The organism is Sporolactobacillus caesalpiniae (assembly GCF_040513385.1).
Taxonomy (GTDB): Bacteria; Bacillota; Bacilli; order Bacillales; family Sporolactobacillaceae; genus Sporolactobacillus.
The window spans coordinates 377,006-391,664 of sequence record NZ_JBEVCB010000002.1 but is presented as its reverse complement, the minus strand read 5'-3'; the positions used below and the strand labels follow the sequence as shown (position 1 = coordinate 391,664).

10 protein-coding genes and 1 tRNA gene are annotated in these 14,659 nt (G+C 43.9%); 9 read left to right on the top strand and 2 right to left on the bottom strand.

What is annotated here, in order from left to right; translation table 11 throughout:
* Window positions 1-91 precede the first annotated feature (91 nt).
* Window positions 92-598 carry a ClbS/DfsB family four-helix bundle protein gene (locus ABWW58_RS05275; protein ID WP_353868156.1) on the top strand — a complete coding sequence of 169 codons (507 nt, stop codon included), beginning with the start codon at window positions 92-94 and terminating at the stop codon, window positions 596-598.
* A gap of 479 nt (window positions 599-1,077) precedes the next feature.
* Here ABWW58_RS05275 and ABWW58_RS05270 read toward each other — a convergent pair.
* A tRNA-Ala gene (locus ABWW58_RS05270) sits at window positions 1,078-1,150 on the bottom strand.
* 178 nt (window positions 1,151-1,328) lie between these two features.
* Between ABWW58_RS05270 and ABWW58_RS05265 the strand changes: the two genes are divergently transcribed.
* The 5 genes from ABWW58_RS05265 (at window position 1,329) to ABWW58_RS05245 (ending at window position 9,951) form a co-directional block, all read left to right on the top strand.
* The gene (locus tag ABWW58_RS05265; protein WP_353868155.1) at window positions 1,329-2,750 is read left to right on the top strand and encodes an amino acid permease; all 1,422 of its coding nucleotides are present in this window, start codon (window positions 1,329-1,331) and stop codon (window positions 2,748-2,750) included.
* Between the two features lie 217 nt (window positions 2,751-2,967).
* Window positions 2,968-5,118: a transglycosylase domain-containing protein gene (locus tag ABWW58_RS05260; RefSeq protein WP_353868154.1), complete on the top strand. Its 2,151-nt coding sequence runs from the start codon at window positions 2,968-2,970 to the stop codon at window positions 5,116-5,118.
* 211 nt (window positions 5,119-5,329) lie between these two features.
* Window positions 5,330-6,280 (top strand): ferrochelatase, encoded by a 951-nt coding sequence (gene hemH / locus ABWW58_RS05255; protein WP_353868153.1) that lies wholly within the window; start codon window positions 5,330-5,332, stop codon window positions 6,278-6,280.
* Between the two features lie 102 nt (window positions 6,281-6,382).
* Window positions 6,383-6,955 carry a TetR/AcrR family transcriptional regulator gene (locus tag ABWW58_RS05250; protein WP_353868152.1) on the top strand — a complete coding sequence of 191 codons (573 nt, stop codon included), beginning with the start codon at window positions 6,383-6,385 and terminating at the stop codon, window positions 6,953-6,955.
* A gap of 110 nt (window positions 6,956-7,065) precedes the next feature.
* Window positions 7,066-9,951, top strand: coding sequence for a YhgE/Pip family protein (locus tag ABWW58_RS05245; RefSeq protein ID WP_353868151.1), 2,886 nt, complete (start codon window positions 7,066-7,068; stop codon window positions 9,949-9,951).
* A 63-nt stretch (window positions 9,952-10,014) separates the two neighbouring features.
* Here the strand turns inward: ABWW58_RS05245 and ABWW58_RS05240 are convergent, their stop codons facing one another.
* A complete protein-coding gene (locus ABWW58_RS05240; protein ID WP_353868150.1) occupies window positions 10,015-10,665 on the bottom strand; it encodes a histidine phosphatase family protein in 651 nt (216 codons plus the stop codon).
* Window positions 10,666-10,875: 210 nt separating this feature from the next.
* Between ABWW58_RS05240 and lplA the strand changes: the two genes are divergently transcribed.
* The 3 genes from lplA to ABWW58_RS05225 all read left to right on the top strand — a co-directional run bounded on the left by lplA (window position 10,876) and on the right by ABWW58_RS05225 (window position 14,481).
* Window positions 10,876-11,865 carry a lipoate--protein ligase gene (gene lplA, locus ABWW58_RS05235; protein ID WP_353868149.1) on the top strand — a complete coding sequence of 330 codons (990 nt, stop codon included), beginning with the start codon at window positions 10,876-10,878 and terminating at the stop codon, window positions 11,863-11,865.
* A 103-nt stretch (window positions 11,866-11,968) separates the two neighbouring features.
* On the top strand, window positions 11,969-13,234 hold the full coding sequence (locus tag ABWW58_RS05230; RefSeq protein ID WP_353868148.1) for a M48 family metallopeptidase: 1,266 nt from the start codon (window positions 11,969-11,971) through the stop codon (window positions 13,232-13,234).
* A gap of 146 nt (window positions 13,235-13,380) precedes the next feature.
* Window positions 13,381-14,481: a D-alanine--D-alanine ligase gene (locus tag ABWW58_RS05225; RefSeq protein WP_353868147.1), complete on the top strand. Its 1,101-nt coding sequence runs from the start codon at window positions 13,381-13,383 to the stop codon at window positions 14,479-14,481.
* Window positions 14,482-14,659 lie beyond the last annotated feature (178 nt).

Below are 14,659 nucleotides of genomic sequence, written 5' to 3'. Positions count from 1 at the left end.
TTATTTTTTTCTTGCCATTCATTTATAATAGGAAAAAAGGTGTTTACAATTATCGAAAAGCAGCGATTGAAAAGGTTGAGGAGGTCCCTGAATGCAGAGTTATACGAGCAAAGAAGCATTAGTTGAGGAGATTCAAAAAAGATATGTGCTTTTTGACAAAGAATTTGAAACGATTTCAGAAGATAAAAAAGATCACTGTGTTGATGGAGTGGACAGGACACCGCAAGAAATGATCGCCTATCAGCTTGGATGGTTAACACTCATTATGGGCTGGGAACGTGATGAATTAGCAAATAAAGCGGTTGTCACACCAACACCTGATTACAAATGGAATCAACTCGGGTTGCTTTATCAGAATTTTTATCGCCAATACAGCAATTATTCACTAGAAGAATTAAGACAATTGTTTCATGAAACGGTAGAAAAATGGTGCGATTGGATTAAACACTTAAGCGATGAAGAGCTGTTCACGCCCAACATGCGAAAATGGACGGTGACTAATGCAAATTGGCCAATGTGGAAATGGATACATATCAATTCAGTTGCTCCATTTAAAAGTTTTAGAACAAAAATTAGAAAGTGGAAAAAGAACCTTTAAATACGTCTGCTAGATCCGTTTTGGTCCAAAGCCCTCGTTATTCAAGCGGAGGGCTAACTTTTTTGTGAGTATCATGAGAAAGTCTGAGAGAAGGAATGTCCTCTAGTCTGCTTATTCTGCATAAATAGTTCAGAGCCTACCTTATGTCAGTTTCTTTCATAATGCGCGGCTCACTAGCCATGTGTCATGGGTACTGCATCGAAGGTAGTTCATGGATATACGAAGGTTGAACTTGTCAGCGCGTTCAATCTCGTTTTCAGTGTGCTGTTTTTCGAAGCTGTATCAGCTGGCATCATAACTCTTGAGTGAGTTATGATGCCAGATTTTTTTTCTGTCAACATTTCCCGCCAAGCCATGCTAATAAAGCATACAAAAAACCTCTGAGAGTGAGTTTCTGAAAACTCACTCTCAGAGGTTCAAAACTAGATAAAAGTAGCTCTGTCATGGAACGCTGTGCCATTTTATCACAGCGCGGTTAGTGGAGCATAGGGGGATCGAACCCCTGACCTCTGCCATGCGAAGGCAACGCTCTCCCAGCTGAGCTAATGCCCCATAAAAGGCCACGACAAAGATTATACTGCTCAGAGAAAATTTGGTCAACCCTAAAATCTAGTGAAGCTAATTTTTGAAAAAAATGAGAAATTTGATTTTATTATGTTACTTTTTCTAACATTAGAGTTATAATCGTCAATGAAATTATTTTTCGAATCCATAAGAGGAGACGTTGGTAGTGAGTATTTTCAAAACGAAACCGATTGCGAGCTTGATTGCAGAAACAGAGGGCAAACAAGGACTGAAAAAGGCACTGGGATCATTTGATCTAACCATGCTTGGCATCGGCTGCATTATCGGTACCGGAATTTTTGTTCTTACCGGGGTTGCTGCGGCAGATTTGACCGGCCCCGCACTCGTGCTTTCATTTATTTTTTCTGGATTAGCCTGCTGTTTCGCAGCACTCTGTTATGCGGAATTTGCATCGATGATTCCTGTTGCGGGCAGTGCGTATACTTATGGTTACGCCGGACTGGGAGAAATTTGGGGCTGGATTATTGGCTGGGATTTGATCTTGGAATATGCGGTTGGTATTGCGACTGTTGCAATTGGATGGTCAGGTTATGCCGTCAATTTACTGAATAATATGGGGATTCACTTGCCGAAAGCGATTGTCAGTTCACCGATGGAAGGTGGCGTGATTAATATTCCTGCCATGCTGATCATCGGGTTGATCGCTTGGCTGCTGATCAGTGGTGTAAGAAATACATCGGGCGTAAATGGTGTGATCGTCATCATTAAAGTCGCTGTTGTTTTACTTTTCATTGTGCTTGCTGTGTGGCACGTCAAACCGGGCAACTGGACACCGTTTATGCCATTCGGTTTTAAGGGTGTTATTTCCGGTGCGGCCGTTGTGTTCTTTTCTTATATTGGGTTTGATGCCGTGTCAACAGCTGCAGAAGAGACACGAAACCCTCAGAAAGACATGCCTAAGGGGATTATTTATTCACTGTTGATTTGCACAGTGCTTTATATAGCGGTTTCAGCAATATTAACCGGAATTGTTAAATATACAGCGTATCAGACAACAGCAGGTCATAATGCGCCAGTAGCTTATGCTCTTGATCTGATCGGCATTCACTGGGGTGCGGCACTGGTATCCGTTGGCGCAATTTGCGGAATCACTTCCGTATGTCTTGTGCTGATGTACGGACAGTCTCGAATATTTTTTGCAATGGCAAGAGACGGATTGATCCCGAAGGTACTTGGCGGGGTCAGTAAAAAACATCAGACACCGGCTGTTTCAACGATCATTGTCGCATCGGTCTGCGCGTTGACCGCAGGTTTCTTCCCAATCAGTATTGTTTCCGAACTGGTCAGCATTGGTACGTTGATTGCATTCATTATCGTCTGCGCCGGCACAATCGTTCTCCGTTACAAACGCAAAGATCTGAAACGCGCGTTTAAGGCACCATTTTTTCCTGTGACGCCTATTTTGGGCATCCTTTCCTGTGCTTATTTAATAACCGGACTGCAGCCGGCAACTTGGATTCGGTTTGTTGTTTGGTTCGTTCTTGGAATCATTGTCTATTTTGCATACAGCTATAAACACAGTGCGCTTCGGAAAGATCGTGTACAGGAATCAGGCGAGAAATTGTAATTGAGAAGAAAAGTTTTTTTGCATCCTTTTTTGTGAATCTCCGTACATTTTACATGTGTCGGAGATTTTTTTCGTTGTCTAAGGATCCGCTAATAAGCTAATCTTGTCAAAAATTTTCGTAAAATAACGTGTCATTTGTATTTTTTGTTAATGTGTTAAGAGATATTGCAAAGACTACATAGTAGAGGTTAAATGGAATTGGAAAGGTGGAGGACGAATGGACAGAGAAATGCTTTACAAGCGCTTGTTTCAAGTCGCTTATTTTGTTATCGGCGCTGCGATCGTCGGACTTCTCGTCTATTTCTTTGTTCTTCTGATTGGCAACCATTACACGGATGATGAGAAACTTGTGATGAGCAGGACTTCGGTAGTGGTCGATGAACAGGGGCGTGAACTCTCACGCCTCTACGCGGAGAATCGTGATCCGGTTGCATTGAAAAAGGTACCGAAACATGTTCAAAATGCTTTCATCGTAACAGAAGATCTGCGCTTTTATCAACATTCAGGCATTGATCTGCGCGGGGTTATGCGTGCGCTCGTGACTGATATCATGGCCGGTGATAAAGCAGAAGGCGCGAGTACAATTACTCAGCAGCTGGCGAGAAACGCTTATCTGTCTAATGAGAAAACATGGTTTCGAAAATTTAAGGAGGCGGCGATTGCCGTCAGCCTTGAACGAAAATACAGCAAGAAACAGATCCTGGAAATGTATTTGAATCAAGTTTATTTCGGTCATGGCATTTACGGCGTTCAAATGGCATCTGAATTTTTCTTTAATAAGGATGTCGGGCAATTAACTGAAGATGAAGGAGCGCTTCTGGCCGCACTTCCAAAAGGACCGAATGGCTATTCACCAATTATGCATCCGAAAAAAGCCCTTGAACGCCGCAATCTCGTACTCACGCTGCTTCAGAAACATGACTATTTGTCAGCGGAGCAATCAGTACGCCTGAAGGGAAAAACACTTGGACTTAATGTGCATAAGATTCAAACGCATCCGGAGTATGACTCCTATATGGATCTGGTGAAGGAAGAAGCTGCAAAAAAATATCATATCGGAGCGGAGGACTTAATTCGTGGCGGCTATAAAATTGTCGTTCCGATGAGTAAAGAAGCACAAAGCGCTTCTTATAATGCTTTTAAGAACAATGTATATTTTCAAGGAAGCAATCCGAACCAGTCACCGGAAGGCGCATTTGTGCTGATGAGTAAAAATGGCGGCGTGCTCGCGGCTCAAGGTGGACGCAATTATGTTAGCGGCAGCTATAATCGGGTTAATGACAAGAGACAGCCGGGCTCTTCCTTTAAGCCGCTTGCTGTATATGGGCCGGCACTTGATTCCGGGGGCTATCAGCCGTATTCTATGCTCCAAGACAAGAAAGTCAGCTATGGTGATTACAAGCCAACAAACTACAACGGCCGTTACAATGGCGAAATGACTATGTATGATGCCATAACTGTCTCACAGAACGCTCCAGCGGTCTGGCTGCTTGACCAAATTGGTATTTCAAAAAGTAAAAGTTATTTATCGAAAATGGGGATTGATTTACCGGATAAGGGATTGGCGATCGCACTTGGTGGGTTGAGCAAGGGTGTATCCCCGTTGCAGATGGTTTCTGCGTACACAGCTTTTGACAACAACGGCAGTCAATCCCAGTCTTACTTTATTCAGGCAATCTATGACCATAACGGAAAGAAGATTGGCGAGGCGAAACCCAAATCAAAGAAAATCTTTTCTAAACAGACCGCTTGGTATATGACGCGGATGCTGCAATCCGTGATGAAAAACGGAACGGGGCAGGCCGGTTACAGTCAAGCTGCTCTTGCGGGGAAAACCGGATCAACCGCATATACCAAGAATGGATTGCGTGACGCTTGGTTTGTCGGCTACACCCCGGATGTGGTAGGATCGGTGTGGCTTGGGTATGATCAGACGAGCAAGGATCAGTATTTAACCGGATCAAGTAATGACGCAGTACGTCTGTTTAAGACGGTGATCAACAGCATGCCGAACGAAAGCAGGCTGGCGTTTGAAAAGCCGAGTGACGTATCCGATCTTGACGAGCCGATTCGGTTGGCGGCGGTTACGCAATTAAGTGCGAAAGGCGTACTTGGCAAATATGCGTTACCTGCATTGCAGCTCACTTGGAATGCGGGCTCTGACGACCGAATCGTTTATCGTGTTTACTCCGAACTTGACGGAAAGCGGACTTTAAAGGGCGAAGTGAAAGGTAAAAACACATTCCGCATCAACTTTGTTAATCCGATGAGCAAAGAGAATTACTACGTGGTTCCCTATAATACTCAGACTGATAAGATCGGCAATGCTTCCCCGTCGGTTGAAATCAATTGGTTTTCACAGCTTTGATTCTGTTTCGACCATTGAAACCATAAAGGCAAACCCTCAGCAAAAATCCAAAGTAATTTTGCCGAGGGTTTGCCTCTTTCTCGTTATTCTCGGTGAAAAGTTATAGAATAGAACATGTTTGGACTGCCTGTATCTTTTTTACATACAAAAGTCGATCAGTTGATAATGGTTCATTGAAATAATAAGTAATTTATTGAGAGGTGCTGGAGAGATGGTTACGAAAAAGATAGGTTTACTTGTTATGGCGTATGGAACGCCGTACAAAAAAGAGGATGTCGTTTCTTACTATACAGCCATTCGTCATGGCAGAAAACCAAGCGATGAACAAATTGCCGATCTTGAACGTCGTTACGAAGCTATCGGGGGCTTGTCGCCTTTGGCGAAGCTGACTCGTGAGCAGGCTGATGCGCTTGCTGAACGGCTGAATATGATTCAACCTGAATACGAGTTTCATGCTTATCTCGGATTGAAATACATTCACCCGTTTATTGAAGACGCCGTGCAGGCGATGCATGATGACGGCATCGAGCGCGTTGTGTCATTAGCGCTTGCACCACACTACTCCCGCTTTAGTGTTCAATCGTATATTGACCGCGCACAGTCTAAAGCTGAAGAACTAGGCGGCATCAGCATGACTTCATTAAAGAGCTGGTTTGATCAACCTGGATTTATAGCCTTTTGGCAGAAGGCCATTCAATCATCGCTCGCAGAGATTGCTGAAAATGAATGGGATCAAACTGTAGTTCTTTTTACGGCGCACAGCCTTCCGGAGAAAATTCTGAAGAACGGAGACCCGTACCCGGATCAAATTCGCGAGACAGCGCAAAGAATTGCAGAAGGATTGGAAATTAAGCATTATGCGCAAGCATGGCAAAGCGCAGGAAAAACCGGTGATCCATGGCTCGGACCCGATGTGCTTGATCAGATCCGCACGCTTCATCAGAACAGCGGATACAAACACTTTATTTTCTGTCCGATTGGTTTTGTCGCCGAACATCTGGAAGTACTCTATGACAATGATCAGGAATGTCGCAAACGTGTTGAGTCTTTGGGTGCCATCTATCATCGACCACAGATGCCCGATACCGATCCGACGTTCATCGACGCGCTCGCTTCAGCAGTAGTGCAGGCGTGCAAAGAACAATCAACAGTGAGCAAGTAAAAATGATTCATTCTTGTCACCTCATCAAATACATGATAAAATTTGCTTTGAACAAAATGACTGTTTTTCTCATTTGGTCATTATCTGAAAATGGTGATAAACATGGCTGTTGATCGAAAAGAAAATATTATCGTCGCTGCGGAGAGGACTTTTGCATCATTCGGTTATAAGGCGACAACGATGGATTTGGTTGCGCGTCTCGCAGATGTCGGCAAGGGAACGATCTACACCTTTTTTAAAAATAAAGAAGAATTATTCTATGAAATTATGAATCAGTTCATCTTAAAGATAAAAAAGGTAGCGACCAGTGCCATTCATGATGAGGATAATTTTTTCATCAATCTGCACCGAGCCCTTTATTCAATGCTCGAACTTCGCAAAGAACATCAGCTGACGATTAAGTTGACACAGGAACTTCGAGAAGTCGGAACTTCACAAGCGAAACAAGCATTGGATACTATTGAGGACGCGATTCTTGGATTTATAGAAGAATACATCAGGAAGGCGGTAGCGAAAAAAGAGGTTAAGCATTGCGATCCTAAGGTGACTGCGTTCGTTATTCTCCGTCTCTATATCGCCCTTGTATTCGACTGGGAACAGCGTCACGAGCCGCTTTCCAGCGAAGAAATTGCCGACCTTTTTGATTTGTATTTAGTTCAAGGATTAAAAAAATAATGGTTTCGATCGTTATTTTTTTGATAATAAATGACCAAATGACCAAATCAGTCAATAAATTTATGGGTTGCATAGTCTAGGTTTAATGAATTAAAGAAGGTGGGTATTTTATGAATGTGATTCACTTGATTGTCGCGGAACTCAAAGCGATTGTCGCAAAACCGCATAATATTGTCGTCATGGTTGCGGTCATGTGTGTTCCGCTTCTCTATGCAGGCATGTTTCTTTATGGGTTCTGGGACGCGTTTGGGAAGACGGGCAATCTTCCCGTGGCTGTGGTCAATCAGGACAATGGGGCGGTCATATCAGGCAAACAGCTCAATGCAGGAGCAGATCTGGTAGAAAAACTAAAGAAGAACAATGATTTTGATTGGCGGTTTGTCAGCGCGAAGCAGGCTGAGGAGGGATTTACGAATAACCACTATTTTATGACGGTGCGCATTCCGGCCTCTTTTTCAGAGAATGCGACCACGCTTGTTGACAATCAGTTGAAGCCGGCGAATCTGCATTACCGAATTAATGCCGACTATAATTTCATCGCTTCCCGCATGGCGGATGCTGGTGTTAAGCAGTTGAAGACGCGCGTATCAAACGAAATCACAAAAACGTATGCGAAATCCATGTATGCTCAACTCGACACGTTGACGGATGGCTTAAGTGACGCTGCAAAGGGATCAAATAAGCTGGCTAAGGGAAGTAAAAAAGAAGTTGACGGGTTAAAGACACTGAAGAATGGTTTTAAATCACTTATGAACGGCACAGATCAATTGCAAAGTGGTGTTGGAAAACTTGCAGATGGTGCTTCAAAGTTGAGTGGTGGTGCCGATCAGCTTGCAACAGGTACCTCGAAAGTTAATGACGGTGCTGAACAACTGGCTTCTGGCAACTCGCAATTAAGCAATGGCGCTAAAAAACTTGCTAACGGTGCTTCAGCGCTCAGCAGTGGATCCAGCCGTCTTAACGATGGCGCCAACACGCTTAGCGGTGGAGCGAAAAATTTAAGCAATGGCGCGAATCAACTGAATCAGGGAATCAACCAATATACAGGCGCTGTAAGCAATCAGCTTCTTCCTGGTGCATCCCAACTCTCCAATGGATTGAACCAACTGAATAGCGGTATACAGAGTCAGAATCTAAGTAATCAGGTGAACCAGCTAAACACAGGAATGCAGAAATTTGCCTCGTCGATCAGCGAATTGCAACAAAAACTAAGTTCTTCAATTGATCCATCGACAATTGGTGCGAGTGCAGGAAAAGCAATTAATGCTTCTCAAATTGGTGAACAGGCAGTAAAAAATGCACAAGACCATGGATTAGGTAAAACAACAGCTGAATCTGCGACATCTATTGCTAATAGTGTTACTAAAGGGATCACCCAAACGATGGGAACTTCAGAAGCAAAAGAACAATTAACTGATAAATTGAAAAGTGATCAGAATATAAAAGGTCTAATCACAAAAATTATGACTGATTCGAATGGTACCGTTAGTGCTGATGAATTAAGTAAGTTAGTTACTGCGGCCGCTCAGACTACTTCTTTAACAATTACAGATCAAATTTCCAACAGCAGTAATGCTATTGCATCTCAGCTAAATCCAAATTTGAAACTAGTAGCAGAAAGTACAATCAGCACAACGGCAGCACAAACGGCTCAGCAAGTGGCTCCAAGAGTTGCCAGCCAGACTGCTTCGCAGATTAAAAGCGGTATTGTATCGGGCTTAAGCCAAAAAGATCCGTCAACCGGACTGACGCTGAATGGAGCGGCTCAGCAATTAGCCGATGGCACCTCTCAATTGGCGGGGAAGAATGGAATTCCATTAATCGCTTCCAGTATTAATCAACTTTCAAACGGTGCCGGTCAGTTATCCAATGGTTTGAACAAATTGAACAATAACTCAATGGCATTAAATGCCGGGGCCTCTTCTCTAGCAAATGGCGCATCAACGCTTTCTGGCGGTACTTCGACTTTGGAGAATGGAGTATCAACATTAAATGGCGGAGCCTCTTCTCTAGCAAACGGAGCATCAACGCTTTCCGACGGCGCTTCGACTTTGGCAAATGGATCATCAACGCTAGCTAACGGCACTCATACACTTGTCAATGGTGCGAATACGCTTAGTAGCGGTGCAAATACTTTGAACAGTGGTACGAATCAACTGGCAACGGCCTTAAAGAGTGCGGGATTAGGTCAACAAAAGCTTTTCAATGGAATAAATCAGCTTTCAGATGGCGCGCAGCAAATCTACTCGGGCAATACGAAGCTTGGGTCAACCCTTTCCGACGCTCATGGAGAGCTTGCAAAGACGCCGACAAACAGCGCGCACGCGACGAAGTTCGCAGAGCCGGTGACATCAATAGACAGCTCAAATCAGTCCGTTGACACATTTGGTTCAGGATTCGCCCCATACTTTATTTCTCTTGGACTTTATGTCGGGGCATTACTTCTGACAATTATTTATGATCTTGGCAAACCGGCAGGCTTGGCGACCTCTGGGTGGACGATCGCCCTCAGTAAATTCTTCATTACACTTATGATGTCGGTCGGCCAGGCGCTTCTCATTGACATTGTTGTTTTGAAAGGCCTTGGACTTCAGGTCGATCATCCATGGACTTTTGTCGGATTCACCATATTGACTAGCATAAGTTACATGGCCATCATTCAATGGCTGGCCGGCTCATTCAATAATGAAGGACGATTTGTCGCAATTGTGATTCTCATCTTCCAGCTTGTGACGAGCGGTGGGGCGTATGCTATTGAGTTGATTCCAAAATGGCTGCAATCTGCATCGCATATTCTCCCAATGACTTATAGCGTTAATGGGCTGCGCACTATTATTGATGGCCATCAGCATCAAATGCTGGTTGATAATTCATTGGTTTTGCTGCTCTTTATTGTCATCGCATTGAGTTTAAGTATGATCACATTCTCAATTAAATTTCGCCATACGCATAAAATGATCAAGGCAAAAAATTACGAAGGAACTCCAGTGGAATAACAAAAGGCGCGCAAAGACCCTCAGGCTGAAAAATACCTGAGGGTCTTTTTCTTAACTTGTTTGTTAAATATTCTCGGTTCTTCCGATGTAGGCGATTTTGAATACACCGTTTTCGAAAACAACCTTCGTCACACTTGTGTTTTCAATCGTTGAGACATGTATTTTTTCTTCGGACAACATATAAATAAGGCAAGCGATATAAAGGCCGTGGCTGACGGCGAGAATTGTTTCTTCCTCACAGTGGGCAAAGGTGCTGAGAATAGCACGAATACGTGTTTTGACATCTTCATAGTTTTCCGCTAGTTCGGTCGTATCCAGTCTTTTCAATGCATCCAGTGCATTGATTTTCAACTCATCCGGTGAGTCGCCGCGGAGTTCAGGGTCGCCTTTTTCTTTACCGACGGCTTCCCACATCAGGTCATTCGGATCACCTTCAAATTTTCCGAAACTTACTTCGCGCAAGTTCTTGGTTTCAATGGGTGTGAGATCCTGATTTAAGGAATGATCAAGCACAAGTCTGGATGTTCGTCTTGTTCGCCCAAGATCACTTGTGTATGCTGCGTCAAATGATATATTTTGCGACTTAAAGAGCGCGCCAAGGTCAGCCGCCTTTTGTTCACCGATATCAGTAAGAGGTGTGTCTGAGATGCCCTGTACTTTCCAAAGATGGTTGAATAATGTCCGTCCATGTCTGACGAAATAAATGGTTTTCATGTGTATCCTCCCAATGGCAGTGTTTACAGCGATTGCGCATCGTTCATGTGAATCCAATCTATTTAAGATTATCTTAATAGGGCTATGCTTGTAAAGTAAGAGAATCAAAATTCCCTGTTTGTATCGGCATACATCGTGCAGCTAGACGGAATCCGCGATGGGAATTAAAATTGAATAGAGAACGGGAATTTAAGTGAGAGGGGAATTGAAATGATCTATTTGAATAACCGCGATATGCTTGATCAAACGCTTAATTTCGCGCTTGAAGAGTATGCGCTAAAGCATTTATCAATTGACGAAACCTATTTAATGTTCTATCGAATGGCGCCAACGGTCATAGTGGGCCGCAACCAGAACACCATAGAAGAAGTGAACATGGATTATATAACGAAGCATGAGGTGACTGTGACTCGAAGACTTTCCGGAGGCGGGGCCGTGTATAACGATCCGGGAAATTTGAGCTTCAGCTTTATCGCAAAGAATGACGGCGACAGCTTCAACAACTATAGGAAATTCACCGAACCGGTGATTCGCGCACTTCAACATATGGGCGTAGACGCAAAGCTGGAAGGGCGCAATGACTTGACTGTCGATGGAAAGAAAATTTCCGGCAATGCTCAATTCGTCACGCAAGGACGTATTTTTAGCCATGGGACCTTGCTCTTTGATGTGAACTTGGACAATGTTTCGAAAGCCTTGCATCCTGATAAGGCAAAATATGAGTCGAAAGGGATCAAGTCGGTCCGCAGCCGTGTAACGAATATCCGTGAACATTTGGCGGGAGACTTGGATATCCACGAATTTAAAGCGCAGCTCCTTCATTATATTTTCGAAGGAGAGGACCATGTGCCGGAATACACACTGACCGATGAAGACTGGACGACTATTATCAATATTGCCAAGCGGCGCTATCGCAATTGGGAATGGGTCTATGGAAAATCACCGGAATTTAATGTTCAGAAAGCACAGCGTTTTGCCGGAGGCCGTGTTGATTTCCGCATGAATGTGAAAAAAGGTATTATTGAACAACTATCTATTTTCGGTGACTTTTTTGGTGTCGGCGATGTTCATGAATTTGAAAAAGAGCTTATTGGGGTAAAATATGATCCGAATGTACTTTCTGAAAAACTGAAGTCCGTTGACTGCCATAAGTACTTTGGAAAAATAGGAGACGAGGAATTACTCGCCGTACTTTTTTAACGTAGGTTCTAAATTGGGAGTATGCGGACTAACTTAATAATAGCCCGTCCTCGTATGATTAAAGACGGACAATCTTTGCTGATATGACGGAGGAGGGTCCTTCTTGAAGGGAAAAAAAGTGATGTGGTGGTTTATCGCTTTATATACCATCTATCTTCTCACGATGGCTGCTTATTTTTTTGTTTGGTCAAAATCTGTGCTTCCTGCAGACATGAAAGGGACAGCGGCTGATCCTACACTATTCATGAACAAACATCAATTGGCGGAAAGCGGCGTGCTCAATGCATGGCGGCATTTTCTCTCATTTGCGACAATCCCGCTGGAATGGGGCGTGTATCTTTTTGTACTCATCGGTGGTCTGTCGCTTTGGTTAAAAAAATGTTCCGTGCGCATCTCTTCTTTATTCATTGTGCAGATGTTTCTTTTCTATGTCAGCCTGGCTTTGATTTCCGCGTTGGTGTTTCTGCCTGTTGAATTTGCTTCGTACCAACTGTCGGTTCACTACGGGATCTCTGTTCAGCCAATTCAGGACTGGCTGAAAGATCAAGGAATCAGCACGGCGATCAGCACGTTAATCGGCTTTATTATGATGACTGCTGTCGTTTTCTTGATCCGAAGATATCCGAAGCGCTGGTGGTTTCCCGCGTGGCTGTTATCAATCCCGTTTGTTTTCTTTATGATGTACCTGCAGCCAGTAGTCATTGATCCGTTATACAACCATTTCCAAAGCCTTCAGGATGGTGAGTTGAAGACGGAGATTCTTCAGATGGCAGAAAAAGCGGGCATTCCGGCTCATAATGTCTATGAAGTGGACATGTCGAGCGAAACGAATGCGATGAATGCGTATGTTAACGGCATGGGATCTCACTTGCGCATTGTGCTTTGGGATACAACGGTGCATCGACTTAGCCACAAAGAGGTCCTATTTGTTATGGCACATGAAATGGGTCACTACGTCATGCATCACATTATTTGGGGCACGGCTGCGGCACTGCTCGGACTGCTGGTCACTCTATGGATCGCGGCGAAAATCCATCTGTGGGCAAGCGTGCGATGGGGAGCAAAGTTGAATATGTCCCATCCGGGAGATTTAACCGCTTTGCCGATGCTGTTGCTGATTTTATCACTCCTATCATTTGCGGGAGAACCCGTTCAAAATATGGTTTCCCGTGAATTCGAGCAGCAGGCGGATCAATACGCGATTGAAATGACACAAGACAAAAAGGCGGCCATTTCCTCATTTCAGAAACTGTCCACATCCAGCCTCAGCGAAATGAATCCTCCAGCGCTTGTTAAATGGATTCAGTACGATCACCCAACCATGCTTGAGCGAATAAATTATTTAGAGCATGTGAAAACCAATAAGTAATGTTGTTTATATCGTGTAACAAAAATCGTATTTTTTCAAGAAGTCACTTCTCTTCCGACTGGATTATGCTAAACTAAATAGATGTTGAAAGCATTATATGAATAGAATGGGTTTTCTCATTACAGTTAAAGAATTGAGGCATTTATATGGCAAATGAGAAGAAGACAGTCGCGGTTTTATATGGCGGAAAATCTACGGAATATGAGATCTCGTTGCTTACGGCTTTTTCCGTAATTAACGCGATTGATTTAGACAAATATCGAGTACTTCCCGTCTACATTCAGCAGGATGGGCGATGGATCGCCGGTGATGAAATTAAAGGAAAGTTGGCACACAAGGATCAGCTGCTGCTTCAGGAAAATGCTGTGGCTGAGTCTGCTGTGACGCACTGGCTTGCACCATCTGCCCCGGCAAACGTGCGTACACGGCCGGACATCGTCTTCCCGCTGCTCCATGGACCAAATGGAGAGGATGGAACAGTTCAAGGATTGTTTGAACTGCTCAATATAGCGTATGTCGGTTCCGGTGTCGCAGGTTCAAGCGTAGGGATGGATAAGGTATTGATGAAGGATGTCTTTGCGGCGTATGATATTCCCGGGCCAAATTATGTGTCCGTTTCACGTTTTGAATGGGAAAACGACGCACCAAAGATTATTCTTAAGGTGAAAAATTCAATTGGTTATCCATGTTTTATTAAACCGGCAAATGGTGGATCCAGTGTCGGCATCAGCAAATGTCTGAGTGAGCCTGAACTCTCTGCCGCGATAACTGAAGCGTTCCTTTTTGACACAAAGGTGATCATTGAAGAAGGAATAAGCGGACGCGAAGTGGAAATCGGCGTAATCGGCAACCATGAATTGTCTGTTTCTGTCCCAGGCGAGATTATTACAAAAAACGCAGCGTTCTATGATTACCAGTCAAAATATCAGGAAGGCAACAGTACCTTAGTTATTCCTGCCGATCTGTCAGACAAGGTGAAGGCGGAGTTAGAGGAAACGGCGAAACGCGCTTTTGTCGCGTTAAACCTTTCCGGACTCGCCCGTGTCGACGTATTTATCCGAGAAAAGGATCAGAAAATTATTGTTAATGAAGTGAACACGATGCCGGGATTTACACAATTCAGCATGTTCCCGCTGCTTTGGCAGCACACAGGGCTTCCTTATCAGCAATTGATTGAGAAGCTGGTTGATCTTGGGTTGGAAAAGCATCGTGAAAAGCAGCAGATTCATTACCGGATTGATAATTAAGAGAATGTAACCAAAAAAGGAACACACCGATGACGTAGGATCATCGGTGTATTCCTTTTTTTTACACTGATAAACGAGTTTAAGCGGTCCGGAAAATAAAGGAGCTTTGACTAACGACACGACACTCATTCCCTATGAGCAACATCGAAGTTGCCGCTTCCTGTGATAGTAAAAAACC